The sequence below is a fragment of the Labrenzia sp. ATLA3 genome (genome assembly GCF_057180185.1).
The window spans coordinates 138,802-163,344 of sequence record NZ_JBXUKV010000008.1 but is presented as its reverse complement, the minus strand read 5'-3'; the positions used below and the strand labels follow the sequence as shown (position 1 = coordinate 163,344).

Here is a 24,543-nt window from a genome sequence, read left to right as displayed (position 1 = left end):
CGGCCCACTAGATGTGGTGATCGCTGCGATTCGCATCTGTGAACAAAAAAATGCAGGACCCTTTAATTTTAAGGGTCCTGTTAACTTTTCAATAACGGACTCTTCTGCGCGATTCTCAAAAAGGTTATGGTTTAGGCGAATCAAAGGCCACGAGGCGGATGTCTTTGATTTGCTCCCAGAAACCGGGAGCTGCGGCCCGCAAGAACAGGGCAAAGCGGCACAAGGGGATCACAATATGCCGACAAGCGGCAGGGACGGCGCGCGGAAACGCGCGGCGTGGCGAGATTGGAGTCTGAAATCGGTGAAGCTCAGCGGAACGGCGCTGGCAGGCTGGAGCCTGTCCTGCGGTTCGGCGGCAGCCGACATGCTCGCCGACACGACTGCTGCCATTTCTCCCGATAACATGATTCTTTTCGGTGCGTTAGGCGGAATGTGCGCCTTTGCGGTCACCGCATCGGTCGCTCTCGTACGCCATCGCAAACAGTCCGCTCAGCTGACGAACACGCTGGAAAAGGAAAAGAGCGATCTGAAATTCCGGGTCGATCGCCTGGAGGCAATGCTCAATACTGACGAGCAGCGAGTGATCGTGTGGACCGGCAACGGTGCCATGCCGCAAATCTGGGGCATTCTTCCCGAAAAATCCGGCGTGCCGCGCCCACCGGCACAGTTGCTGGCCTTCGGCAGTTGGCTGACGGCAAAATGCGCAGGTGATCTGGAACGACATCTGGACATGCTGTTCCGCACCGGCGAAGCCTTCATCGCCACCTTGAAGACCCGCACAGGCACCTATGTGGAAGCGCTCGGCCGCACCACCGGCGGTGCTGTCGTGCTGCGTCTGCGTGATCTGACCGGCGAGCGGCAGATGCAGGCGGAACTTGCTGCCCGCAACGCCAAGATCTCGGGCGAACTGCATATGCTGCACGCGCTTCTGGATGCCATGCCGGCGCCTGCGTGGCAGCGTGATGCGGAAGGAAATCTGATCTGGGCCAACCAGGCCTATGCCGAAGCGGTCGAGATGACCGACGCCGATCTGGCGATCAAGGAGGGCGCGACCTTCCTCGATGCTGCCGCGCGCACCGCAATGGCCGTGCAGCGCACAGAAGATGGCTGTTTCAACGCGCGTATTCCGATTGTCGCCTCCGGCGAGCGCCGGGTGTTCGAGGTGACCGATGTCAACGCGAATGTCGGTGGAGCCGGCATTGCCGTAGATATCAGCGAACTGGAACAGGCGCAGAAGGAACTCGGCCGTGCGGAGGAATTCCACGGCCGTACGCTTGACCAACTGGCCGCGGCCGTTGCGATCTACAGCGCCGACCGCAAGCTACAGTTCTACAATGCCGCCTTCCGTCAGCTCTGGGATCTCGATCCCGCTTTCCTGGAAAGCCGGCCGGAAGACAGCGCGGTTCTGGATGCCCTGCGTGCGGCGCGCAAGATCCCGGAACAGGCCGATTATCGCGTCTGGCGCAACAAGATGATGGAGAGCTACCAGTCGCTGGAAGCGCGCGAAAGCTGGTGGCATCTTCCCGATGGCCGCACCTTGCGCGTCATCGCCAACCCGCACCCGCAAGGCGGCGTTACCTATATTTATGAAAACGTCACCGAGCAGCTCGATCTGGAAAGCCGCTACAATGCGCTGACCCGTGTTCAGGGCGAAACCCTCGACAATCTTTCGGAAGCCGTCGCCGTGTTCGGGTCCGATGGCCGCCTGCGGCTGTGGAACCCCGCGTTCGGCCGTATCTGGGGTCTGGAAGAGGAACAGCTTTCCGAACTTCCGCACGTCAAGGAAGTCGTCTCCGCCTGCACGCTCAGCGAAACCGAGCGCGATGCCTGGGAACAGCTTGCCGGCAACGTGACGGGACTTCTCGACAATCGCACCCAGAAGGTCAGCCGTCTGGAACGCCACAACGGCGATGTCGTCGACTATGCCACCGTTCCGTTGCCCGATGGCGGCACGCTGGTGACCTTTGTAGACGTCACCGACAGCGTCAATGTCGAGCGGGCGCTTCTGGAAAAGAACGAGGCGCTGGAACAGGCCGACCAGATCAAGAACGCCTTCATCCAGCATGTTTCCTATGAGCTGCGCTCACCGCTGACCAACATCATCGGCTTTGCCCAGCTGCTGGCCGATCCGAAATTCGGCGAGCTCTCCGACAAGCAGAGCGAATACGCGGACTACATCCAGTCCTCCTCCTCGGCGCTGCTGGCAATCATCAACGACATTCTGGATCTGGCAACTCTGGATGCCGGCATCATGGAGCTGGACCTGGGCGAAGTCGATGTCGCGCCGACGGTTGCGGCAGCCGTTGAAGGGCTGAAGGACCGGATCGCCGAAGCGCGCATCAACCTGCGCACCCATGTGCCGGACGATATCGGCATGATGGTTGCCGATGAAAAACGCCTGCGTCAGGTTCTGTTCAACCTCATCTCCAATGCCGTGCGCTATTCCGAGCCAGACGGTGTGGTCGACGTTTCCTGCAGCCGCGAAGACGACAAGGTGACTTTTGTCGTTCAGGATCACGGTTACGGCATTCCCGCTGAAATCCTAACCCAGGTCTTCAACCGCTTTGTCGGGCATGACACCGGATCCCGCCGCCAGGGTGCGGGCCTCGGCCTTGCCATCGTCAAGAGCTTCGTCGAACTGCACGGCGGCACGGTCGACATTCAGTCCGCCGAAGGCAAGGGCACGACCGTGACCTGCGTCTTCCCCGCGCGGCCCGAATTGGCGGACCAGGCGGCTGCCGAGTAGGGCGCCGAATGGCAGACCACCAGTTGCAGGCCCTGTCGGACGCCTTTCAGACAATCGACATCGCTGACGAACACGGCACGCGTCGCCTTGCCAACGACATCGCAATGGTCCTGAAGCCCGGTGATGTCATTTGTCTTTCGGGCGATCTGGGCGCCGGCAAGTCCACCTTTACCCGGGCCCTGATCCGCGCCTTTGCCGGCGAGCCCGAACTGGAAGTGCCGAGCCCGACCTTCACGCTCGTGCAGACCTATGAATTTGACCGTTTCGATCTCTCCCACTTCGATCTCTACCGCCTTGAAGAGCCGGAAGAACTGGAAGAACTCGGACTAGAGGATCTTCTGGAAACGGGCGCCGCGCTGATCGAGTGGCCTGAGAAGGCGGATGATCTGCTGCCCGGCAATGCCCTCTGGATCCAGATCACCCAGCCGACAGAAGCCGAAGACCAGCGCCGGTTCAGCCTCTATTCGGACGATCCGCTCTGGCGGAGCCGCATCGGGCAAAGTCTTGCAACGCGGTCCTTTCTGGGCACGGCAGGCCTGCCGGAGGCCGAGCGGCGTTTTCTGGCGGGTGATGCGTCCCTGCGCACGTTTGAAACAGTCACGACAGGAACTTCGACGGCTGTCTTGATGCGCTGGCCGTTCAACGGAGACGCAGTGCCGGAAGCGGTCCGCGCCTACATGGAAAAAGTCCATCTGGCGCGGGACTGCCGGTCAATTGTCGCCGTGGGAACGGAACTCCGCAACCATGGCCTGCGCGCGCCGGACCTTCTGGCAAGTGATCTGGACAACGGGTTGATCCTGTCGTCCGACCTAGGCCGGGAAACCATCGTGGTAGATGGCAAACCGGTGCGCGAAAGATACCTTGCCGCCGTCGACGTTCTGGCGAAGATGCATGGTGAGGTCTGGCCGAAAACGGTCTCGCTCGCCGATGGTGGGCAGTATCAGGTGCCGGACTATTCATCCGACGCGCTTGCGGCCGAAGCAGCCCTGTTTCTGGACTGGTATGTTCCGAAGGTGACCGGAAAGCCCGCGGACGAGACCACGCGCTCGGAATTCGAACGGCTTTGGCGCGATGCGCTGGAAGGCATAAGGGATGCCCAGACGGGGTGGCTTTTGCGTGATTTCCATTCGCCGAACCTGCTGTGGCAGGAAGGGGCGCAAGGGACTGACAGGGTTGGCCTGATCGATTTCCAGGACACGGTCTATGGACCGGTTGCCTATGATGTTGCCTCCCTGCTGCTGGACGCCCGCACGGACATCGACATCGCTCTGGAAACCGAGCTTTACGATGCCTATGTGTCGGCAAGAAAAATGCAGTCTGCAGAGTTCGACGAAGCAGGCTTCTCGAGGGCCTATGCGGTCATGGCAGCGCAGCGGGTTTCCAAGATCCTCGGCATCTTTGTTCGCCTGGCCGAGCGCGATGGCAAGCCGGCTTACTTGAGCCATTTGCCGCGCATGTTAGGCTATCTCGACCGGGCGCTTGACAGGCCGTTCCTGTCGGATTTGAAAGACTGGTACGCACGCTACCGGCACTGAACGCGCCGCGTTCAACCGGCTGCACATTTGAGATTGAATATGACAGACAAGCGGTTTCGCCCTTCCAAAGCCATGATCCTGGCCGCCGGCCTCGGCAAGCGTATGCGCCCCTTGACGGCGACGACGCCGAAGCCGCTGATCGAGGTCAACGGCCAGGCGCTGATCGACCACGGCATGGACCGGCTCGCCGCTGCGGGTGTGGAGTCCTGTGTCGTCAACGTGCATTACCTTGCAGATCTGGTCGAGGTTCACGTCCGTCGCCGCCCCGATATGGAAATCCTGATTTCCGACGAGCGCGAACAGCTTCTGGAAACCGGCGGCGGCATCAAGAAGGCCCTGCCGCTGCTGGGTGGGGAGCCTTTCTTCCAGCTCAATGCCGATACCTGCTACTGGATCGAAGGCGTCAAGCCGAACCTCGAACATATGATCGAAGCCTGGGACGAGAGCCGCATGGACGCACTGCTTCTGGTCGCTGAAACGGTGAAGGCGGTAGGCTATTCCGGCCGTGGCGATTTCGACATGGCCAAGGATGGGGCCCTGACGCGGCGGTTGGAAAAGGGTGTCACGCCCTTTGCCTATGCAGGCGCCACCATCTTGCATCCGCGCCTGTTCGAAGATGCCCCGGAAGGGCCGTTCTCCATGAACAGTCTTTTTGACAAGGCCATTGAAGCCGGGCGTCTTTACGGCGTTCAGATGGAAGGCCTGTGGCTGCATATCGGGACGCCGGACGCGATCCGCGATGCCGAATACGCCGTGCGCGAGAGTGCCGCCTGAGGATGGCCCGCAGCGCGCGCCTCTGGTCTGTCCCGCCGTCCGTCCCATTTCTGAAAACGCTGGTCGACACCCTGCTCGACGGCACCTTGATCCCCGGCTTTCGTCCGCTGGATGATCCGCTGCTGCTGCCGTCGGTCACGCTGTATCTGCCGACACGCCGTGCAGCGCGCCTGCTGCCTGAACTTTTCCAGCAGCGGTTCGATGGCCGGCCGGTTCTGCTACCTGCCATCCGCCCGGTGGGCGATGCCGATGAGGACGCCCAGAGCCTGACCGCCAACGCGGATCTGGAACCCTTGCCGCCAGCGATGCCCCTTCTGGAACGCCATCTGGCGATGACGCGGCTGGTGAAGGCCTGGAAGGGCATGCTGCGCCGGGAAGCCCTCAGCCTCAGGTCCGATGAGCCTCTCGGCCTTCCGGCCTCGACGGCCGACGCCGCCTGGCTGGCGGCGGATTTGCTGACGTTGATGGACGAGGTCGAGACGGAAGAAGCCGACTGGTCGGAGCTGTCCGGTCTGGTGCCGGAGGATCATGCCCGGTACTGGCAGATCACGCTCGATTTCCTCCAGATCGTGCGCGAGGCCTGGCCGGCGCATCTCGCCGAACTGAAGATGATGGACCCGAAGGCTCGCCGGTCCGCGCTGATCCGGCGGGAGGCCGAGCGCCTGGAAAGGACACCTCCGCACGGCCCGGTTATTGTCGCGGGCGTCACCGGCTCCGTTCCGGCCACTGCGGAACTGCTGAAAGTGGTGTCGAGGCTGGAAGCCGGTGTCGTTGTTCTGCCGGGGTTGGACCGGCATCTGGACAACCGCTCCTGGGCAGTTCTCGGACAGAGGACCGGCAAGGCGTCCACGCGCAAGGGTGTGGCGCCAGCGGGCACGGCAACCTTGCCGTCCCATCCGCAATATTCGCTGAAGCAGTTGCTTGACCGTTTGGGAGCTGCGCGGGAAGAGGTCGCAACGCTTGGGCCAGACCCGGACCAGGGCCTCCTGTTGCGCGAGGAACTTGTCTCCGAAGCGCTCCGCCCGGCCGACACCTCCGATGGCTGGACAGCTTATCTGGACAGCCGTTCGGAAACGGACAGGGCGAAGGCTCTCGAAGGCGTCTCGATCATGACCGCCCGCAACGAGGCAGACGAAGCCTTGAGCGTGGCGATTGCCTTGCGTGAAGCCATCGAGCGTCAGGAAAGCGCAGCGCTGATTTCGCCGGACCGCATGCTGACGCGCCGGGTCGCAGCCGAGCTTGCCCGCTGGAACATCCAGGTCGACGACAGTGCCGGCCGCCCGCTCGATCAGACCGCACCGGCGATCCTTGCGATCCTGGCCGCGAAACTCGCGCTCGGTGGCTGCGAGCCGATCGATCTTCTGGCGCTGCTGAAACATCCGCTGACACGGCTTGGCCTGCCGGTGAAGGACATTCGGTCTGCCGCCCGTGCGCTGGAGCGTGGTGTCGTCCGCGGGCCGCGCGCCCGGCCGGGTACCGCAGGCTTGCGTCTGGCTGTCGAGGCAAGCCGGGAAGAGGTGGGCAAGGCCCACACGCCGCGCTGGAAGAAGATCCACGACGAAGACTGGGACGTCATCGGGAACCTGGTCGACCGGCTGTCGCTTGCGGTGAAGCCACTGGAAGAGCTCGCCGAGGAAAGCGGAACGATCCTGTTGACCGATCTCGCCCGGTGCCATGTCGAGGTGATCGAAGCGATCTCGATTGACCACGAAGGCTCGGTGGCGGAACTCTATTCCGGCGAGGCGGGTGAGGCCTTGGCCCAGTTCCTGACCGGGCTTCTGGAAGCAAGCTCAAGCGGTCTGGAAATTCCTCCCGGCGAATGGCCATCCGTTCTGCCCGCGCTGATGTCCGGTCAGGCTGTGCGGCGCAGGCTGCCGGGCGACCAGCGGGTACAGATCCTCGGCCCCATGGAAGCACGGCTCCAGGCCTTCGATTTCGCCATCCTGGGCGGCCTCAACGAAGGTATCTGGCCGCAGCGTACCCGGAACGACCCGTGGCTGAACCGGCCAATGAAACGCGACATGGGGCTGGAGCCGCCAGAACGCAGGCTAGGTTCGGCTGCACATGATTTCGCGCAAGGCATGGGCGCGCGGCGTGTCCTTCTTTCGCGTGCCGCCCGCTCCGACGGCGCGCCCACTGTTGCGTCCCGCTGGCTGCAACGTCTGACGACGCTTGCCGGGCCGGATCTGACGAAGAAGCTGGAAGCGCAAGGTCGGGTCTATTCCGCCCTGGCTGCCCAGCTTGACCGGCCGGAAGGCGCGGTACGGCCTGCATCCCGTCCCCATCCGCGTCCTCCTCTGGCTGCGCGCCCGAAATCGCTCTCGATCACGGAAATCGAGCGCCTCATCCGTGATCCCTATGCAATTTTCGCCCGTCATGTCCTTGAGTTGCAGCTGGTGGATCCGATTGGAGGGGAACCGGGGGCGGCCGACAAGGGCAATCTCGTTCACGACGCGCTCGCCGACTTCCTACTGACCTGGACCGGCCCTTTTGACGACAGCGCCGTCAAGGCCCTGACGGAAATCGGTGAAGAGCTGTTCGAGCCGCTCGATGCCTTTCCGGCGATCCGGGCCCTCTGGTGGCCGCGCTTCCAGAAGATTGCGGCTGGCTTCGTTGCCTATGAAGCAAGACGTTCGCAGCACGTCAGTCAGCGGTTTCTGGAAATCGGCGGCGGTGTGGAGATGAAGCTGCCGGGCTTCGATTTCCGCCTGCGTGGCCGGGCGGACCGGATCGACCTTCTGACTGGTGGTGGGCTTTCGGTGGTCGATTACAAGACAGGCCAAGTGCCTTCGCAAAAGCAGGTCGACGCATTGCTGTCGCCGCAATTGCCTCTGGAAGCTGCGATGATCCGGCGGTTCGGGTTCAAGGATGTGCCAGCGGATGCACCGATTTCCGAGCTTTTGTATCTGCAGCTCAAGGGCGGCAGCGAACCGGTGATCGAAGCGCCGCGAAACCCCAAGGACACGTCGCTGGAAGATCTGGTGGAAGATGCCTGGAAACGGCTGGAACAGTTGATCGCCCACTATGTCAGGGAAGACATCGGCTACCTCTCCCGTGCCCGTGTCATGCGCGAGCGGCAGATGGGCGGTGATTACGATCATCTTGCCAGAACGCAGGAATGGGCACTTGGATCGGAGGAGCCGTCATGAGCTTTCAGATCCCCGAGGTGACCAGACAGCGGCAGGACCTTGCCTCCCGTCCGCGAGCCTCTGCCTGGGTGAGCGCCAATGCCGGATCGGGCAAGACCTTCGTGCTGTCCCGCCGTGTGGTGCGGCTGCTGCTCGACGGTACCGATCCCTCCCGCATTCTGGCTCTGACCTTCACCAAGGCGGCAGCCGCCGAAATGGCAACCCGTGTCTTCAAGATCCTCGGTGAATGGGTCACCAAGGATGATGAAGCACTCGCAGGCGAATTGCAGGACATTGAAGGCCGCAAGCCCGATGCCGCGCGTCTGGCCATGGCGCGCCGCCTGTTTGCCCGCGCGCTGGAAACGCCGGGCGGGCTGAAGATCCAGACCATCCACGGCTTCTGCGAATCTCTTTTGCACCAGTTTCCGCTGGAGGCGAATGTCGCCGGCCATTTTGCCGTGCTCGACGACCGGGTGGCGGCGGAACTCATGGCAGCTTCGCGCGCCACCGTTCTGCATGTTGCCGAGACCGAGCCGGACAGCGCTTTCGGCAGGGCGCTTGCGTCTGTCATCGATCTGATGAGCGACGGCGGCGCCCAGAAGGCGCTGGACGAATTGATTCAGAGCCGCGATGCCTTCCGCCGCTGGACGGTCGATGCCGGCGATCTGGAAACCGCTCTTGCGGAACTGGCCGAGCTTCTGGAAACGGATCCCAAGCTGCGGCTGGCGGACTTCGACAAACAATTCCGAAGCGCTTGCCCCCTCGATCTGAACACCTGTCTTGCCTATGCCGAAGCCCTGCGCACCGGCACCAAGACCGATCAGGCGCGCGCGGACGATCTCGTTGCTGCCGCCAAGCTCACCGGCAGTGCCGCTTTCCGCGAAGCCTGGCAGGCGATCTTTCTGACCGCCAAGCTTGAGCCGCGCAAGTCGCTCGCCACCAAGAAGGTCGCCGAGGCGTTCCCCCAGATGCTTGAAGCGCTGGAAGCCGAACAACAGCGCCTGATGGAGCTGCTGGACCAGCGCCGCAAGGTGGCAACCTATGAGGGGACCTCCTCGCTGCTGCGACTGGCCGATGCCGTGATCGGTCACTACGAACGTGCCAAGATTGCCCGCGGCTATCTCGACTTCGAGGATCTGGTGGTCAAGACGGCAACGCTGTTGCAGAAGTCGGACGCAGCGCTCTGGGTGCACTACAAGCTTGACCAGGGGCTCGATCATATCCTCGTCGACGAAGCCCAGGACACCAGCCCGCGCCAGTGGGAGGTGGTGACCTCGCTGGCCTCGGAATTCTTCGCCGGGACCGGCGCGAGAGACAGGGTGCGCACGTTGTTTGCGGTAGGCGACGAAAAACAGTCGATCTACTCGTTCCAGGGGGCCGTCCCGGCCTATTTCGATGCCATGCGCCGGTCTTTCTCCGGCAAGGCGAAGGCGGCCGAACTGGAGTTCCATTCGGTCAATCTGCAACTTTCCTTCCGCTCCACACCGGATGTGCTGGGGGCGGTCGACAAGGTGTTCCACGACGAGAGTGCCCACAGAGGCCTTTCACAGGACGTGAAAGCACCGGTTCATGAAGCCATCCGGCGGGACCCGGGGATCGTCGATCTGTGGCCTCTGGAGGCCGAAGCCGAGATCGAGGAGCCGGACGACTGGCGCCAGCCGATTGACCATGTCGGCTCGGGTAGCCCGATGCTGAAGGTGGCAAGGCGTATCGCGGCCGAGATCGCCCAGTGGATGCGTGACGGCACGGCAGATCCCGGTGATGTGATGATCCTCGTCCGCAAGCGCGGGCCTTTTGTCGAAGCGCTCAACCGGGAACTGAAGGAGCTGGACATTCCGGCTGCCGGCAGTGACCGCCTTGTGCTGACGGACCATATCGCGGTTCAGGATCTCGCTGCCCTCGGCCGGTTCCTGCTGCTGCCGGAAGACGACCTGTCGCTTGCCTGCGTGTTGAAGAGCCCCCTGTTCGACCTGACAGACGACGACCTGCTGGAGGTTGCCCGGGAAACGCCGGAAAAGGTGCGGCCTGGAACGCTGTGGCAGATGCTGGTGAAGCGGTCCGACACGTCTGACAAGTGGAAGGCTGTCCGCGCAAAGCTGGAAGACTGGCGCGCACGAGCCGACTTCGTGCCGCCTTACGAATTCTATGCCCGCCTTCTGGGGGCTGATGGCGGCCGCAAGGCTTTCCGCGCCCGGCTCGGGGTGGAGGTCGATGACGTTCTGGACGAGTTCCTGGCGCTCACCATCGCCTATGAGCAATCCGGCACGCCGGGCCTGGAAGGCTTTCTTGCCTGGATGGCAGCGGCACCGACCGAGATCAAGCGCGAGCTGACCAACACCAAGGGCATGGTCCGCATCATGACCGTGCATGGATCCAAGGGGCTGGAAGCACGCATCGTCGTCCTGGTCGATCCGGGTGCGCCCCCGGTCAGTGCAATCCACGATCCGGCCTTTCTGCCGCGCAAGCGCCTGGAAAACGATCTGCTGCCACCGGCCCTGGTCTGGCTGCCGCCCAAGGCAGATCGGACACCCTGGCACGATGCGGCGGTGGAAGCCCTGCGGGATGCGCAGGAGGAAGAATACCGGCGCCTCTTGTATGTGGCGCTGACCCGCGCCGAAGACAGGCTGATCGTCTGCGGCTGGGAACCGAAACGCGGTGCCCACGAAAACTGCTGGTACTCCATGGTCTCGCGGGCGCTGAAACCCGAGGCACGTGAGCTGACCGAAAGGGATGGGTCCGTTTCTGCCTGGCGCTGGCAGAAGGAAGGAGCCACTGCCGAGCCGGAGGCAGGTGGCGCCGTGCACAGGTCTGAAGAGCCGCCCAGCGAGGAACCGCCGCTGCCGGACTGGCTCTCCACCCCTGTCCGCCCACTTCCCAAGAAGAAGCGCCTTCAACCCTCGAGGGCTTTTGAGGCGATGGAGGAAAAGGAAGGCATCGAGCCGGTGCCTGCGGTCTCCCGTCTGCAGGCGGGCAGGGACCTCGCGTCCTGGCCTCTGGAGCGTGGTCGTTTGATTCACCGCCTTCTGGAACTGTTGCCGGACATTGCCGAAGACGAACGCATGGCCGCATCGGAGGCCTATCTGAAACAGGCCCTCAAACCGGAATTCGCGGACCGAAGTCCCCACCTTCTGCGCGAGGTGGCGGCGATTCTGGACATGCCGGAATTCGAGACCCTGTTTTGCGGTCATGCCCGCGCCGAAGTTCCGCTGGTCGGGACGATTCGGGCAAGCGATGGCACGGAAGTCGAGATCTCCGGCCAGATCGACCGGCTCGTGGTTGAGGATAACCGGGTGGTGATTGTGGATTACAAGACCAATTTCCATCCGCCGGCGTCAGTTGCCGAAATCCCGCTCGAGTACCGCGCACAGCTTTGTGTTTACAGGGAAATGCTGAAGAAGATTTATCCGGGCAGGGAGATTTCCGCCCAGCTTCTGTGGACCGCGGTGCCGAGCCTGATGGAAATCCCCGAAAAGGTGCTGGAAGAAACCTTCGCCGGACTGCGTCCTGACGGCACATCGGGTTGACGGCAGGCCTTCGGCTTCCTACGTTCTTGCCAACTGACGCGCTTACATCGGGTAGGCGCGCTCCTGAGACCTACGAGATCTAGTTATGGCTACCACACAAGTTACCGACTCTTCCTTCGAAGCCGAAGTTCTGAAATCCGACGCACCGGTCGTGGTCGACTTCTGGGCCGAATGGTGCGGTCCGTGTAAGATGATTGCCCCGGCTCTTGAAGAAATCTCCGAGGAGATGGACGGCCAGGTGAAGATCACCAAGCTCAACATCGACGAGAACCAGGACATGGCCATGAAATACGGCGTCCGGTCCATTCCGATGCTGATCCTGTTCAAGGATGGTGAGCCGATGGCAACCCAGATCGGTGCCGCGCCGAAAGGCAAGCTCTCCGATTGGATCAAGAGCGCCCTTTAACAGCGACAAGAGTCTGCGGCTGACCGGCTGCGGTTCATATGAGCGCATCCGGCGGGTAAGCGAAAGCCTATCCGCCGATCCTCTTTGAAAAATCCTCAACCGGTCGTATAAGCACCCGCAAACAGTCTGAGCAAACGGATCATTCATGAGCGACGAAAACAAAACCCCGGAAGAGCAGTCGGCAGAAGCAACGCCGGAAACTGCAGCAGCGGAACAGCCGGAAGCTGTCGAGGCAGCCGGTGTAGATCCGATCGAAGTTCTGCAAGCTGAAAACGCGGAACTGAAGGACCGTGCGCTTCGTGTCATGGCGGAAATGGAAAACCTGCGCCGCCGCACGGAAAAGGAAGTCAAGGATGCCCGCCAGTACGCAGTGTCCGGCTTCGCCCGTGACATGCTGACGGTCTCCGACAACCTGCGCCGCGCGCTTGAAGCATTGCCGGAAGACGACCGCAAGAACGCCGACGCGGGTGTTGCTTCGCTGATTGAAGGCGTTGAGATGATCGAGCGCGATCTGCTCAACCAGCTTGAAAAGAACGGCGTCAAGAAGCTGGACCCGGAAGGCCAGAAGTTCGATCCGAATTTCCACCAGGCGATGTTCGAAGTGCCGAACACCGAAGTGCCGAACAACACCGTGGTACAGGTGATGCAAGCCGGCTACGTCATTGGCGAGCGCGTGCTGCGCCCGGCCATGGTCGGCGTTTCCAAGGGCGGTCCGAAGGATGTCGCAGCAACGGCGGAAGCCGGGCAGACAGTCGACAAGAACGCCTGAGGTCAACCGGCCTTATAGCTTTTGAAGGGGCTGCTTTCGCATCGTGCGGAGCAGCCCCTTTTCTTTGGGCGCACCATATCAGGCGGATCTCAAAGCCGGGCCAGTCAGACCCCTTCCATGTTTCCAGTGTGATTTCTTTGTCTTCAAGGGGGGGGGCGATCACCGGTGCGACACGCCACGGGATGACAAAGATCCGGACCTCAGGTAATGCCTTCGAGAAGACCGTGGGGCGGGGGGACGGAATGCTGCTGCAATTGCTGGATTATCTCGGAGTGGCGGTGTTCGCCATTACCGGCGGCATCGTCGCCTCGCGCAAGCAACTGGATATCGTTGCCCTGTTGTTCTTTGCCACGCTGACAGGGATCGGTGGTGGAACCCTGCGTGACCTCCTGTTGGGCCTGCCGGTTTTCTGGGTGGAGAACGAAGCGTACCTGCTGGTGTGCTTCGTCGTCAGCGCGCTCGTCTGGTATTTCGCTGAATGGATCGAAAAGCTCAGCAAACCTTTGAGGTGGGCCGATGCTGTGGGGATCGCAGCCTATTCGGTCATGGGGGCGGCCAAAGCCTTGACGGTGGGGGACACGATCCTGGTAGCAATCCTCATGGGCGTCTCCACCGCAACCTTCGGCGGTATCCTGCGGGATACCATCGCTGATGAGCCCTCTTCCATCGTGAAGCCTGAGATCTATGTGGGCGCGGCCTTTGCAGGGGCGGGCGGCTTCGTGGTGCTGATGCAACTGGGGGCACCGCAATTGCTTGCAGCGATCATTGCCGCAAGCTTTGCGCTGATCCTGCGCGGAGGCGCTATCCTGCGTGGCTGGACCTTGCCGGGCCATCGCTCGGGAACGGGCCCGACCAACTGATAGCCTTGGCGGAGGTGAGCGCCCTGAAACGACAAAAGCCGGTCCACGAGGAACCGGCTTTACGTTTTTTCGGATTGTGTTTGGCGTCGTCAAAAGAACGCGCCAGCCCTTTCCAGCGGGCCGTACCTGCGTGCTGGCGCAAGCCGCCAGCATGGCTTCAAGGCTTAATAAACAAGCCCGGAGCAGGCTGACACGTAGTAAATCAGCCCAAGTGCGATTGCCGGAAGGCTCGCCGAATAGGCAAGCGTCGTCAGCATGTTAAACTCCTTCAAATTCAAATTGGGAAGCGACCTCATAGTGGCCAGACCATCGTCCGGGCAACCCTCACGGGCACACTCTTTGGTGGTTTCCCACGACTGATCGTCGATATGGGTGCTTCTTGGCGCAACTTCCAGTGATCAGGTTCTCAAAAAAACGTGTGCTGCCAGCGCGTAATCGGCAAGGCCTGTGCGCTGGGCGGGCAGAAACAGCGTGCGCTGTCCATAGTAGCGCCGCCCGGCCTTGCTGCCCTGGGTGAGGTCCTTCAGATCGGCGGCCCATTCCAGGTCCGGTCGCGGCGGCTCGCTCAGGTCGGTGGTGAACAGCCGGGCTTCCTGCAACAGCTCTGTTGGCAACTGCGCATCGGGATCAAGCACATCGATATGACACCCGGCGGGAGGATCGAGATAGGTAAGGGCGTGGTAGGTGCCAGTATCGCTTTCCGGCCCGGCGATGCAGATCATGTCCGCGCCTTCCTGCGCGGCGTAGATTTCGCTGGTGACACCGACATTCACCCCCTTCAGGGCAGGCAGGGCGGCCACCCGCTTCTGGATTTCCGGTGAGACGCCTGCCAGCAGGATTGATGTCAGATTGCGCACGGCGGCGTAGCTGCTCACCAGCCGGGGTAGTCTCGGGTCGTTGCCGATGATCAGCAGCCGTGTTGTATCCTCACGGGAGAGATAGCTTGCGCCGAGCGCATGAAGACCGGAGGTACGCCACACGGTGAGGCGTATCCCGTCCAGAAGGGCAATCGGTTGTCCGCCAGAGCCGGAAAACAGCAGATAGAGACTGGAGGAGAGTCCGGCCTGTTCCGGAAGATCCAGCGCCAGGGAACAGCCGATGTAACCGCGCTTGACGTCACCCTGTGCGGTGAAGTCGGTCCACGCCGGCTGTACGGTGAGCGCGCCTTGCTGCTGGTTCAGCCGGCCGATGGCCAAGGGGGATGCCTGAGGCGCGACGGTGCTGGAGCGATAGGCTCGGCGCAGCGTTTCCAGGACGGCCCTGTCTTCCAGGCAAGCATCAATCTCGTCGCTGGAGATAATACGCATGTGAGTGTCGGCCGGTCAGGCGGCGTTGCGATTGCCCGGTCCTGCCAGACCTTTGATGCCGGACGCTGGTTGGGACGAGGTGTTCAATTCCCGCAGCTGGTCGGCTTCCTTGTGCCACTTCGCGGCTTCCCGGCGCTTCACGCGGGCTTCCTTGCGCCAGCGGCCCTGCTTGGCCCATGCGCCAAGTCCGCCGATGATGATGCCGACACCCAGACTTGCGAAGATGATCCAGAACAGTGGAATGTCCGGGATCGTCAGGCGCGGGTCCTGCGGGTCGAGGGGGTTGAGCGACAGGGAAACCGTATGGCGGTTTGCCACTGACAATGGGATCAGGACCACCGCGATTGCGAACAAGATCACGTTTTTAAGGAAACGGGTCACTGGGTTCTCCCGGTTTTGGCCAGATCAGACGTCGATTTTAAATGGCGTGTCGTGGCGAGCGCAATCAGTCGTCGCCGTGATCCACACCATCGTTCAACCGTATACGCATTTCCTTGCCGGTTTTGAAGAAGGGTACGAATTTTTCATCCACTTCCACCTTCTGGCCGGTGCGTGGATTGCGGCCGACACGAGCGGGGCGGTTCTTGACGGAAAACGCGCCGAAGCCGCGCAATTCCACGCGGTCGCCACGCATAAGCGCCTCGGTGACCTCATCCAAGATGGCGTTGACGATGTTCTCAACGTCCCGTTGATAGAGATGCGGATTTTGTTCGGCAATATGCTGAACCAGCTCAGATTTGATCATGACGTGCCCCCTCGTTTACGGATTTTTGTCTGCCCCGCCAGAAGCCTGCCAAACGGATACGAGCCCGTCAAGCGTAAGCCCCCGTGGAATCAGCCCCTTAGCTTCACTAACCGGCTCCAGAAGAGCCGATCCGATGCCTTTTCCGAACTCTCGCGAGACTCGCGAGGAAAACGGCAGTTCTTCCAGATTATCGTTGGTGGTCCAGGTGACGACCGGAAGATCCTTCGCAACACCCTTTTCAGTTACCAGCCAGTCGATTGCTGCATCTTCGCCGCCAATGGCATCGACCAGCTTTTCCGTTTGGGCATCGTGGCCCGTCAAAATGCGTCCATCGGCCAGTTCCTTGGCTCTGGGCAGGTCCATGGACCGCCGCTCGGCGACCAGGGACACGAACCAGTCGTAGGAGTTGTTGACCAGCTTCTGCAGCATGGCGCGCGCCTCCGGGGTTGTCTCTGAATAGAAGTCAGGCTCCGCCTTCAATGGGGCGCTCTTGACCGCATCCATCTCGACACCGACCGTTTCCATGAGTTTGCTGATATTGCCAAACTGGAACAGAACGCCGATGGAGCCGGTGATGGAATTGTATCTTGCCACGATATGATCGGATGCAAGAGCGATCATGTAGCCTGCGGAGGTGCCGATGGTCCGGATTTCGGCAACCACCGGTTTCTTCTCGGAAAGCTTGCGCAGAGCCTCGTAGAGCGCTTCGCCGCCGGTCGTGCTGCCGCCGGGGGAATTGATCGAGATCACCACACCCTTGACCGCGTCGGACTTGCCGATCTTGTCGATCATCTGCAAGGTCTTGCGGCTTTCGAGGATGACGCCTTCGATCGGAATGCGCGCGATATGTGCTGACCGTTTGGATAATTCCGAGCCGCCAGAGAGGTATAGCATCCCTCCGATCAGGGCGGCGGCGATGACCACAAAGGTCGCGATCCGCCAGAAGGTAACTTTACGTCTGAGGCGCCGTCTGTCCACCAGCGCGTCAACATCTACCGACATGAATACGAAGTCCCCGACAAGAGCTTATGAAAACCAATAACATACATAGGGTGACCGTTGTAGGAAATGCAATCGTCTTAGCCCACTTTGACATCACAATAAGGCAGATTCTGGCAAGCCGGCGCAGTTTCATGTTTTCTTCAACTTCAATCGACCGCTTGTCGGGGTTCGGTGCGGCCATGAAATGCGGTCGGCGAAGAGCGGACCCGGCGTAGGTTTTGGCCGGTCTTCGCCCTCTTGGAGCGTTTGTCTACCGAACGCTGATGTTGCCGCGCTCTGCCACATGTTTGTGCGCACCACGCGCTTTACAGCCAGCCGTAGCCGCAAAAAAAAGCCCCGCGGCAAACCGCGGGGCTCTTGTTCGATTTAGCGTGCAGGTGCCGTAACGGCCGTAACGTCCTGCACTCTGCAGGGTCTCAGTTGATCGACGTCAGCTGGATTTCGAACGTCAGTGCCTGGCCGGCCAGCGGGTGGTTGGCATCCAGAATGACTTCGTTTTCGGAAATCTCCACAACGGTCACGGTCATCATCTGGCCGTTCTCTGTCTGCGCCTGAAGCTGCAGACCAACTTCCAGCGGGATGTTGTCCGGAATGTTGCTGCGCGGAACAGCCTGGCGAGCCCCCGGATTGTGGGCGCCATAGGCGTTGTCCGGTTCGATGCGGACCGTCTTCTCGTCTCCGACCTTCATGCCCGGGATAGCCTGATCGAGGCCCGGGATGATCTGGCCGGATCCCACGGTGAATTCCAGCGGGTCGCGCCCCTCGGAGCTGTCAAAGACGGAGCCGTCGTCCAGTGTGCCTTTATAGTGAAGACGAACCGTGTCGCCGCTTTTGGCTTCGGTCATGATGCCTATCGCAATTCTGTCTATTGGGTGAGTTTTGAGGCCGCGTTTCTGTGGCGGGTGCTCGTCGTGTCCCCAAGCCTAAAGGACGGGCCGCAAAAGTAAAGGCTGGCGGTTCGATAGCTTCTGGATAGTCTTGCGTACAATTCACGCCGGAAATGGTGCAACCACGGCAGCGACCGCTTCACACGGTGGGTCTGGTGCCGTGGTTCTACTTCGTTAGATGGTGCGGCCGCGCTTATTTCTTGCCGAAATTGGCGCCGAGCCGCATCTGGATGTAGTCATGTGCGGTCATCGGCTCATATTTGCCTTCCGGACCGCTGAGGAGGGTGTCCATATTCGCCTGGGCGAAATAGGCCATCGAGTAGCGGGGGCCAAGATATTCGTCCGGCTTGGGCATGCGCACGCGGTGCAGGTTGGACAACAGCTTGTCGTCCGACCAGCGCATCAACATGTCGCCGATGTTGCAGGTGATCACGCCTTCCAGCGGCGGCACGTCGGTCCAGGCAATCGCCCGGCCCTGGCTGTCCTTGCCCGGGCAAAGCTGCAGGCCGCCCTGTCCCGCCTTCTGATGCAGCAGGGTCAGACAATCGAAATCGGTATGGGCACCGGCCCGCCAGAACTTGAAATCCTCGGGCTTGGCATCTTCCATGCCCAGATAGTGGATCAGCCGCAGGGTCGACTGATATTCCGGCGTCAGCGGATCGTGCCCCTCTGTGAAGAAATCCGCCGGAAACGTCAGCTTGTCGGCAAAGCAGGACAGAACCTTCATCGCCAGCGCCCAGTTGTGCCGCTCGAACGCCAGCATGGTCGCCTTGAAGCCGGAGAGCTCTTCTCCGGTCGGCCAGAGGCCCTTCATGCGCGGCAGGGTGATCTGGTAGCTTTCCTTCTGGTCGGCCGTGCCGGTGGAGGGGCGAACCTGCGCCTTGAACTCCCAGCCGGCGTTTGTGCCGGGCCGAAGGGGGTATTTTTCCTTTGTTTCGGCAGGCAAGTCGAAGAAACCGGCGGACAGCCGGAAAGCTTCGTCGATCAGGTCCTGCGGAATGCCGTGGTTGCTGAGCTGGAAAAAGCCGATCTCGGTCGCCGCGGCCCACAGATCCTCGGTGATCTCGGCCTTGCGGGAAAAAAAGTCCGACATGTCGACCTGTGGAATGGCACGGTCGACCGTTTCGCCGACGCCGCCAAAGCCTTTTTCCTTTTCCAGTTCGACGAGCCCATAGGATGCAGAGGTGCTCATATTTCCGTTCTCCTTGACAAAGAGGTCCGGGAGCAATGACCCGTGCCGAACGGCACTGACAGCTTCTACTCCACACAAGATTGCGCCTGCAGGAGGCAGGCGGTGTGCCATCAGGCCAGGGCGGCGCGGGCCCGGTCAGGCGCCATCATGTCCTTTCTGCGTTCCATCAGTTTCCGGGTGACACGCCTGGCGTCCGCGCCGAGCCCGGCCAGATCCAATCCGGGGATCAAGCCGTCCCGGACGATCTGCCGTCCGCCAACGAAGCTGTGGCGCAGGTGTGCGGCGCCTGTCAGCATCGGCGCCAGAGCCGGGTCGTGAAGGCCCATATTGCGGGGTGCCGAAATGTCGAAAATGGCAATGTCGGCGATCATTCCAGGGCGCAGCACGCCCGTCTCTTCAAGGCCGAGCACCTTTGCGCCGCCTTCGGTTGCCCAGTTCAGCAGGGTTTCGGCGCGCACGGCCTCCACGCCCTTCGTGGCCCGGTGCAGGGCGAAGGCGCTGTAAAGTGCGGCCCCCATGTCGGCCGCCTCGTTTGCGCCTGCGCCATCAACGGCCAGGGATACATGGCCGCCGGCCTCATGAAGGGCGTCAGCCGGGGCAATACCCGAGCCGAGCCTCGCATTTGCCTGCGGGCAATGCGCCATGCCGGTGCCGGTTTCCGCAAGAAGCTGCACTTCGTCGCGGTCGCATTCCACCAGATGGGCGAACCAGACATCCGGCCCGAGCCACTCCTGCCCGGCAAGCCAGTCGACCGGCCGCTTGCCGTATTTCGCCAGGGTGAAGTCGACATAGGTCCGGTTTTCCGAAAGATGCGAATGCAGGCGCAGGCCCTTGCCGCGGGCAAAGCGGGCGATGTCGGCAAGCTCACCGGCATCGACGTTGAAGGTCGGTGTGGTCGGTGCGACGGCAACCCGCCGGACGGAAGCCGGAGACGGATCATGCCAACGGTTTGCCGTTCTCTCGATGCTTGCCAGAAAGGCGTCCAGTGTCTCGCTGGGGGAGGGCGGCAGGCTTGGGTCGGGAAAGGACCGGCCCTTGGTACCGCCGCCGCGCGCCAGAACGAAACGGATGCCGAGGGCTTCGGCTTCTTCAAAAAGCACGTCCGCCGGATCGTAGTCGTAACGGTCTGAAAAGACGTAGTGATGATCGCAGACTGTCGTCGTTCCGGTCAGCAGCAATTCCGCCAGCCCGATCCGGGCCGATACACGAAGGGTCTCCTCGTCGATCAGCGGCCAATAGCTGTAGGGAACGGTCATGAGCCAGTCGTCGAGCGGCGCATTCATGCCTTCCGGCACAGCCTTCAGCACCGACTGGAACAGGTGGTGATGGGTGTTCACCAGACCGGGTGTGACGACACATCCGCTCGCATCGACGAGCCGTTCGCCTTCCTGCGGCTGAAGGTGGCCGATGTCCGTAATCCGGCCGTCCTGAACTCTGACGGCACCGCTGAGGCGGTCTCCATCCCGGTTTCCGGTCAGGCCATAATCTATGTTGGTGATCAGGAAGTCGGTCATTTCTGCCCTTTCGGCAGCGACCAGGGAAAGAAGATCCGCTGCGCGACGCTGACCAGCTGGAACAGGACGAGCGATATGATCACCAGGATGACCAGCCCGGCCCAGGCCTGCGGCAGTTTGAACATCGACGTGGAAAACTGGATGAAGTAGCCGATGCCCTTATCGGCCGCGACGAATTCGGAGACGACAGCGCCGATGACCGACAGCGTGATCGAAATCTTCATGCCGGAGAAGATGTAGGGCGTCGCGAAGGGTAGACGGATCTGGGTGATTTCCCGGAAGGAGGGCGCGCGCAGCGACCTGGACAGTTCGATCAGTTCCGGCGGCGTGGCAGCCAGACCCGTCGTCATTGAGACGACCAGCGGGAAGAACGAGATCATGAAGGTGATCACGACACGCGGCGCATCGCCGGTGCCCAGCACCACGATGATGATCGGTGCGACGGCGACCACCGGAACAGACTGGATGACAACCAGCAACGGATAGAACGCACCGGAAAGAAGTCTGGATTTGGCAAGGCCGACGGCAATCGGAAGCGAGATGACAAACGAAACCGCATAGCCGATGAGGGCGACCCGCAGCGTGGCCCAGACATGCTCCATCCAGCGCCCCGCCGAAACGCTTTCAAAGCCACCCAGAATGCGGGACGGGGCCGGCAGCACGAAGGAGGGAACGGCAAACAGCCGTGTTCCGGCCTCCCAGACAATCAGGATCAGGAGAAAGGTGATCAGCGGAAGCACGGCCGGCATGCGGAGCAGCTTTTCGGAGATCGGCACTCGCTGCACCTGACGGTCCTGCGTTGAGGTGGTCTTGGCCATGGCGGGGTCTTGCGTCTCGCTGGCAGTCATCAGGCGGCTTCCTTCCGGATGAGGAGCGAACGGAGTTCAGCCGAAAAATCCTGCATCTCTGGTGTCCTCAACGCGCTTTCGTCCCGTGGGCGGGCGGTCGGCACCTGAAGGTCCGCGATGATCTGCCCGGGACGCTCGCTCAGCACCAGGATCCTGTCTGCCAGCAGCGCGGCCTCCGGAATCGAGTGGGTGATAAAGAGCACGGTCTTCGGGCTTGCCTGCCACAGCCGCAGAAGCTCTATGCCCATGGCATCGCGGGTCAGGGCATCAAGCGCTGAAAACGGCTCATCCATCAGCAGAATGTCCGGATTGAGAAACAGCGCCCGGGCAATGCCGACCCGCTGCTGCATGCCGCCGGAAAGTTCCGACGGCAGGCGCTTTTCGAAGCCATTCAGGCCGACAGTTTCAATGATCGCGCGCGCCTGGGCGCGGTCTTCGTTCGTCACCCGGCCGTATTTGTGGCGCACCGGGAAGACGACGTTGTCCTCGATGTTGGCCCAGGGCAGCAATGTCGGTTTCTGGAACACGATGCCGACATCGTCCCTTGGCATCGTCACTTCCTTGCCGAAGACGCTCACCGTTCCCTTGGAAGGTTTCATCAGACCGGCGGTCAGCCTCAGCAAGGTCGATTTTCCGCATCCGGATGGGCCGAGCACCGCAACAAACTCATGCTGTGCGATGGTGACGGTAACCCCGTCCAGGGCGGTAACGGACCCCGAGCCGGTCAGAAAAGTCTGACCGACCGAGGAAAAGCTGATCGCGTTGCTGGTGAGCGCCACTTGAGGGTTACTCCGCAGCCGGCAGGAACGAGCGGTTGACGGCGTCTTCAGGCTTCAGGGACGCCGGGTCCAGGTCCTGCGCTGCGGCCACGCGGGACCATGTTGCCGCCAGCCGGTCAGCGTCGATGGTGCCGAGCGGGAATTTCTCCGTGACCTCGTTGAAGGCGAGCTTGGACGCATCCAGCCAGGACCCTTTGACGTCTTCCGCCGAAAGCTCGGGCACCTGAGCGGCAACAGCCGCTGCTGCCTTGTCCGGGTTTGCGTAGGCAAATTCGAGAGACTTCTTGAAGGCCGCCACGAAGCGCTTGGCAACGTCCGGGCGTTCTTCAAGGAACTTGTCACTGGCAACAAGCGATGCGGAATAAAGCTCAAGCCCTGCATCTGCCCAGGGCAGCACAACCAGTTCCTTGCCGGCGTCCGCCGCCTGGCCGGAATAGCGCGACACATCGGTCAACCAGGCGATGATTGCATCCGATTGGCCGGTCATCAGCAACGGCCCCAGCGCGCCGGGGTCGGATTTGGTCAGGGTGATATCTTCTTCCGTCAATCCGTTGTCGGCCAGAACCAGCGGCAGGAAGACGTTGGAGGATGTAAAGGGCGAGGTCGCGATCTTCTTGCCTTTGACATCCTTGATCGACGTGATGCCGGTGTCCTTGGTCGTGTAGAAAGCGTGCGGCCCCATGTTGAAGATGCTCATGACAGCCGTCACCGGCACACCTTCGGTGGCCTTGGCTGCCATCAGGGCGCCCATGCCGGCGGACCCGATGTCCGATGCGCCCGTGGCGATCTTCGTGATGGCCTCCGAGGACCCGCGCCCAGGCTCGATCTTGACCTCAAGCCCGGCGTCTTCGCAGAAGCCTTCCTCAATGCAGACATAGATCGGTGCCTTGTCGCCGCCGGGCAACCAGTCGAGCTGATAGGTCACGAGATCGGCCGCAGCCGCCGGAAACGACCCAACCATTGCCGCCATGGCAACAACCAACGACTTACCGTCAAACATGCGCATCGGCACACCCTTTCGCTGTATTTTCTCTGGAAGGTTTTTGAGTGGCGGGAGCGTTTTGTTGTCTCTGGCCGGCATCGTCATCTCCTGCTTCTGGATGCAGGGCGTCTTTGCCCTGAGCATCGTCGAAAACCTGAAAGATGAGCAATGTCGGAGCCGCTGGGCTCCACCGCTTCTACTCGTCACTTACGGGAAACCCGCGCGCGATTTTTGTCAAGAAAGCTCCAAGATGAAACGACAAGAAACGTGCCGGCCAGTACAATATTTCAGCAACTGCCTTTTAAATCGCCAGTCTTTTGATCGTTTGCTACTCAATCCGATTGGCTGTTTTCAAGGTCTTGCAGCGTGAACGGGATCGTGCTCCCTTCGGCTGGAAGAAATCAAAGGAGCCATGCGTGACCGATACTCCAGACGACAAAGATATCGCGCTTTTGCGCCGGGCTTTCGAAATCGCGCGTCAGGCGCGGGAAACGGGCGATCATCCCTTTGGATGTCTGCTGGCGGGACCTGACGGCGAGGTTCTGATGGAGCAGGGAAACGGCTATTCGGCCGAAGGGCAGGATATGACGGCGCACGCCGAAAGGCTGCTGGCAACACGGGCCAGCAAGCGCTGGCGGCCGGACTTCCTGGCAGGTTGCACCATGTACACTTCGGCGGAGCCCTGTGCCATGTGCTCGGGTGCTGTCTACTGGGCGGGCATCGGCCGGGTCGTCTTCGGCCAGACGGAAAAGGCTCTCAAGGAACAGACCGGCGACCACGAGGAAAACCCGACGCTTGATCTGCCTTGCAGGACGGTGTTTGCCGCAGGCCAGCGCAATGTGGAGGTTGTCGGGCCGCTTCTGGAAGAGGAAGCTGCGAGCCTGCAGGCAGATTTCTGGGCAGAGAAATAGGCTCTGCCGTTTTCCGGCCTTTTGCCGGCCGGAGAGGGGAGGGTTACAGGCCGCTCAAGTGTTTTCAGCGGCCTTTGATGCGGAGCGCAGAGGTGCACGGCTGAGGCCATTGACTGCTTCTGTTGCCTTGTGCAGCAACCGCATGAAGTCTTCGGCCTCTTGCCGGTCAAGCCCGCTCAGCATCACGTCCTGTGCCTTGTCCACCGCGGGTCTGAGCCGGGCCAGCACTTCGGCGCCCGTGTCAGTCATGTGCAGCACCTTTGCCCGTCTGTCCTTTTCGCTCACCGCGCGTGACAGAAACCCTTTTTGAACCAAACGGTCGACCACGCCGGCAATGGTGGTTCGGTCATAGGCGATCAGCCCCGCCAGCGTGATCTGGTCGATGCCTGGATTTTCAGACACCCGCACCAGCGCCGCAAATTGCACCGGCGTCATGTCGAACCCGACAGCTTCCACCTCCGTGTGAAAGACCGCCACTGCGATCTGCTGCAGGCGGCGGATCAGGTGTCCTGGCATCTGGTCAAGGTCGTGCATCGCTGTCTCCGGGCAATCAGAGAAAAAGGGAGTATGCTGATTAAATTTGACAGCATGCTGATTATCAGTATGCTTGCTAATTAATCGGTTGTCGATGTTT

The 24,543-nt window shown here is 61.4% G+C and carries 21 protein-coding genes; 10 read left to right on the top strand and 11 right to left on the bottom strand.

What is annotated here, in order from left to right; all coding sequences use genetic code 11:
• Nucleotides 1-301: 301 nt before the first annotated feature.
• The 8 genes from AC2A6O_RS22365 (at nt 302) to AC2A6O_RS22330 (ending at nt 13,742) form a co-directional block, all read left to right on the top strand.
• Nucleotides 302-2,746 carry a PAS domain-containing sensor histidine kinase gene (locus AC2A6O_RS22365; protein WP_148582222.1) on the top strand — a complete coding sequence of 815 codons (2,445 nt, stop codon included), beginning with the start codon at nt 302-304 and terminating at the stop codon, nt 2,744-2,746.
• Between the two features lie 8 nt (nt 2,747-2,754).
• Nucleotides 2,755-4,281 carry a tRNA (adenosine(37)-N6)-threonylcarbamoyltransferase complex ATPase subunit type 1 TsaE gene (gene tsaE, locus AC2A6O_RS22360; RefSeq protein ID WP_498930427.1) on the top strand — a complete coding sequence of 509 codons (1,527 nt, stop codon included), beginning with the start codon at nt 2,755-2,757 and terminating at the stop codon, nt 4,279-4,281.
• A 39-nt stretch (nt 4,282-4,320) separates the two neighbouring features.
• Nucleotides 4,321-5,055 (top strand): nucleotidyltransferase family protein, encoded by a 735-nt coding sequence (locus tag AC2A6O_RS22355; RefSeq protein ID WP_148582224.1) that lies wholly within the window; start codon nt 4,321-4,323, stop codon nt 5,053-5,055.
• Nucleotides 5,056-5,057: 2 nt separating this feature from the next.
• Nucleotides 5,058-8,204, top strand: coding sequence for a double-strand break repair protein AddB (addB, locus tag AC2A6O_RS22350; protein ID WP_498930425.1), 3,147 nt, complete (start codon nt 5,058-5,060; stop codon nt 8,202-8,204).
• On the top strand, nt 8,174-11,707 hold the full coding sequence (gene addA / locus AC2A6O_RS22345) for a double-strand break repair helicase AddA (RefSeq protein ID WP_498930423.1): 3,534 nt from the start codon (nt 8,174-8,176) through the stop codon (nt 11,705-11,707). Before addB ends, addA begins: the two co-directional genes overlap by 31 nt.
• An 85-nt stretch (nt 11,708-11,792) precedes the next feature.
• Complete coding sequence (gene trxA / locus AC2A6O_RS22340; RefSeq protein ID WP_148582226.1) at nt 11,793-12,113, top strand: thioredoxin; 321 nt, start codon at nt 11,793-11,795, stop codon at nt 12,111-12,113.
• Nucleotides 12,114-12,258: 145 nt separating this feature from the next.
• Entirely contained in the window at nt 12,259-12,882 is a 624-nt protein-coding gene (gene grpE / locus AC2A6O_RS22335; protein WP_498930421.1) for a nucleotide exchange factor GrpE, read from the top strand.
• Nucleotides 12,883-13,124: 242 nt separating this feature from the next.
• Nucleotides 13,125-13,742, top strand: a complete 618-nt coding sequence (locus tag AC2A6O_RS22330; RefSeq protein ID WP_148582398.1) for a trimeric intracellular cation channel family protein — start codon at nt 13,125-13,127, stop codon at nt 13,740-13,742.
• 398 nt (nt 13,743-14,140) lie between these two features.
• Here the strand turns inward: AC2A6O_RS22330 and AC2A6O_RS22325 are convergent, their stop codons facing one another.
• From AC2A6O_RS22325 to AC2A6O_RS22280, 10 genes are all read right to left on the bottom strand, one after another.
• A complete protein-coding gene (locus tag AC2A6O_RS22325; protein ID WP_498930419.1) occupies nt 14,141-15,049 on the bottom strand; it encodes an ornithine cyclodeaminase in 909 nt (302 codons plus the stop codon).
• Nucleotides 15,050-15,064: 15 nt separating this feature from the next.
• Entirely contained in the window at nt 15,065-15,430 is a 366-nt protein-coding gene (locus AC2A6O_RS22320) for a lipopolysaccharide assembly protein LapA domain-containing protein (protein WP_148582229.1), read from the bottom strand.
• A gap of 64 nt (nt 15,431-15,494) precedes the next feature.
• The gene (gene ihfB, locus AC2A6O_RS22315) at nt 15,495-15,794 is read right to left on the bottom strand and encodes an integration host factor subunit beta (protein ID WP_006940254.1); all 300 of its coding nucleotides are present in this window, start codon (nt 15,792-15,794) and stop codon (nt 15,495-15,497) included.
• A gap of 15 nt (nt 15,795-15,809) precedes the next feature.
• The gene (sppA, locus tag AC2A6O_RS22310) at nt 15,810-16,796 is read right to left on the bottom strand and encodes a signal peptide peptidase SppA (protein WP_498930416.1); all 987 of its coding nucleotides are present in this window, start codon (nt 16,794-16,796) and stop codon (nt 15,810-15,812) included.
• 416 nt (nt 16,797-17,212) lie between these two features.
• Entirely contained in the window at nt 17,213-17,641 is a 429-nt protein-coding gene (locus AC2A6O_RS22305; RefSeq protein WP_148582231.1) for an FKBP-type peptidyl-prolyl cis-trans isomerase, read from the bottom strand.
• 235 nt (nt 17,642-17,876) lie between these two features.
• Complete coding sequence (locus AC2A6O_RS22300; RefSeq protein WP_148582232.1) at nt 17,877-18,875, bottom strand: isopenicillin N synthase family dioxygenase; 999 nt, start codon at nt 18,873-18,875, stop codon at nt 17,877-17,879.
• Nucleotides 18,876-18,985: 110 nt separating this feature from the next.
• Entirely contained in the window at nt 18,986-20,389 is a 1,404-nt protein-coding gene (locus AC2A6O_RS22295) for an amidohydrolase family protein (protein WP_498930413.1), read from the bottom strand.
• A complete protein-coding gene (locus AC2A6O_RS22290; protein WP_498930411.1) occupies nt 20,386-21,237 on the bottom strand; it encodes an ABC transporter permease in 852 nt (283 codons plus the stop codon). Before AC2A6O_RS22290 ends, AC2A6O_RS22295 begins: the two co-directional genes overlap by 4 nt.
• The gene (locus AC2A6O_RS22285; protein WP_498930409.1) at nt 21,237-22,016 is read right to left on the bottom strand and encodes an ABC transporter ATP-binding protein; all 780 of its coding nucleotides are present in this window, start codon (nt 22,014-22,016) and stop codon (nt 21,237-21,239) included. The genes AC2A6O_RS22290 and AC2A6O_RS22285 overlap by 1 nt, the downstream gene beginning before the upstream one ends.
• A gap of 7 nt (nt 22,017-22,023) precedes the next feature.
• Nucleotides 22,024-23,016, bottom strand: coding sequence for an ABC transporter substrate-binding protein (locus tag AC2A6O_RS22280; protein ID WP_498930407.1), 993 nt, complete (start codon nt 23,014-23,016; stop codon nt 22,024-22,026).
• A gap of 64 nt (nt 23,017-23,080) precedes the next feature.
• On the opposite strand from AC2A6O_RS22280, the gene AC2A6O_RS22275 reads away from it, so the two are divergent.
• Entirely contained in the window at nt 23,081-23,368 is a 288-nt protein-coding gene (locus tag AC2A6O_RS22275; protein ID WP_498930405.1) for a hypothetical protein, read from the top strand.
• Nucleotides 23,369-23,414: 46 nt separating this feature from the next.
• The gene (locus AC2A6O_RS22270) at nt 23,415-23,909 is read left to right on the top strand and encodes a nucleoside deaminase (RefSeq protein WP_148582236.1); all 495 of its coding nucleotides are present in this window, start codon (nt 23,415-23,417) and stop codon (nt 23,907-23,909) included.
• Between the two features lie 54 nt (nt 23,910-23,963).
• On the opposite strand, the gene AC2A6O_RS22265 is transcribed toward AC2A6O_RS22270, so the two are convergent.
• Nucleotides 23,964-24,443 carry a MarR family winged helix-turn-helix transcriptional regulator gene (locus AC2A6O_RS22265; RefSeq protein ID WP_498930403.1) on the bottom strand — a complete coding sequence of 160 codons (480 nt, stop codon included), beginning with the start codon at nt 24,441-24,443 and terminating at the stop codon, nt 23,964-23,966.
• Nucleotides 24,444-24,543: the final 100 nt, after the last annotated feature.

Coding starts and splice junctions, on each gene's coding strand:
- tsaE (WP_498930427.1), top strand. CDS start 2,755: ATGGCAGACCACCAGTTGCAGGCCCTGTCGGACGCCTTTCAGACAATC.
- AC2A6O_RS22355 (WP_148582224.1), top strand. CDS start 4,321: ATGACAGACAAGCGGTTTCGCCCTTCCAAAGCCATGATCCTGGCCGCC.
- addB (WP_498930425.1), top strand. CDS start 5,058: ATGGCCCGCAGCGCGCGCCTCTGGTCTGTCCCGCCGTCCGTCCCATTT.
- addA (WP_498930423.1), top strand. CDS start 8,174: ATGGGCACTTGGATCGGAGGAGCCGTCATGAGCTTTCAGATCCCCGAG.
- trxA (WP_148582226.1), top strand. CDS start 11,793: ATGGCTACCACACAAGTTACCGACTCTTCCTTCGAAGCCGAAGTTCTG.
- grpE (WP_498930421.1), top strand. CDS start 12,259: ATGAGCGACGAAAACAAAACCCCGGAAGAGCAGTCGGCAGAAGCAACG.
- AC2A6O_RS22330 (WP_148582398.1), top strand. CDS start 13,125: ATGCTGCTGCAATTGCTGGATTATCTCGGAGTGGCGGTGTTCGCCATT.
- AC2A6O_RS22325 (WP_498930419.1), bottom strand. CDS start 15,049: ATGCGTATTATCTCCAGCGACGAGATTGATGCTTGCCTGGAAGACAGG.
- ihfB (WP_006940254.1), bottom strand. CDS start 15,794: ATGATCAAATCTGAGCTGGTTCAGCATATTGCCGAACAAAATCCGCAT.
- sppA (WP_498930416.1), bottom strand. CDS start 16,796: ATGTCGGTAGATGTTGACGCGCTGGTGGACAGACGGCGCCTCAGACGT.
- AC2A6O_RS22305 (WP_148582231.1), bottom strand. CDS start 17,641: ATGACCGAAGCCAAAAGCGGCGACACGGTTCGTCTTCACTATAAAGGC.
- AC2A6O_RS22300 (WP_148582232.1), bottom strand. CDS start 18,875: ATGAGCACCTCTGCATCCTATGGGCTCGTCGAACTGGAAAAGGAAAAA.
- AC2A6O_RS22295 (WP_498930413.1), bottom strand. CDS start 20,389: ATGACCGACTTCCTGATCACCAACATAGATTATGGCCTGACCGGAAAC.
- AC2A6O_RS22290 (WP_498930411.1), bottom strand. CDS start 21,237: ATGACTGCCAGCGAGACGCAAGACCCCGCCATGGCCAAGACCACCTCA.
- AC2A6O_RS22280 (WP_498930407.1), bottom strand. CDS start 23,016: ATGTTTGACGGTAAGTCGTTGGTTGTTGCCATGGCGGCAATGGTTGGG.
- AC2A6O_RS22265 (WP_498930403.1), bottom strand. CDS start 24,443: ATGCACGACCTTGACCAGATGCCAGGACACCTGATCCGCCGCCTGCAG.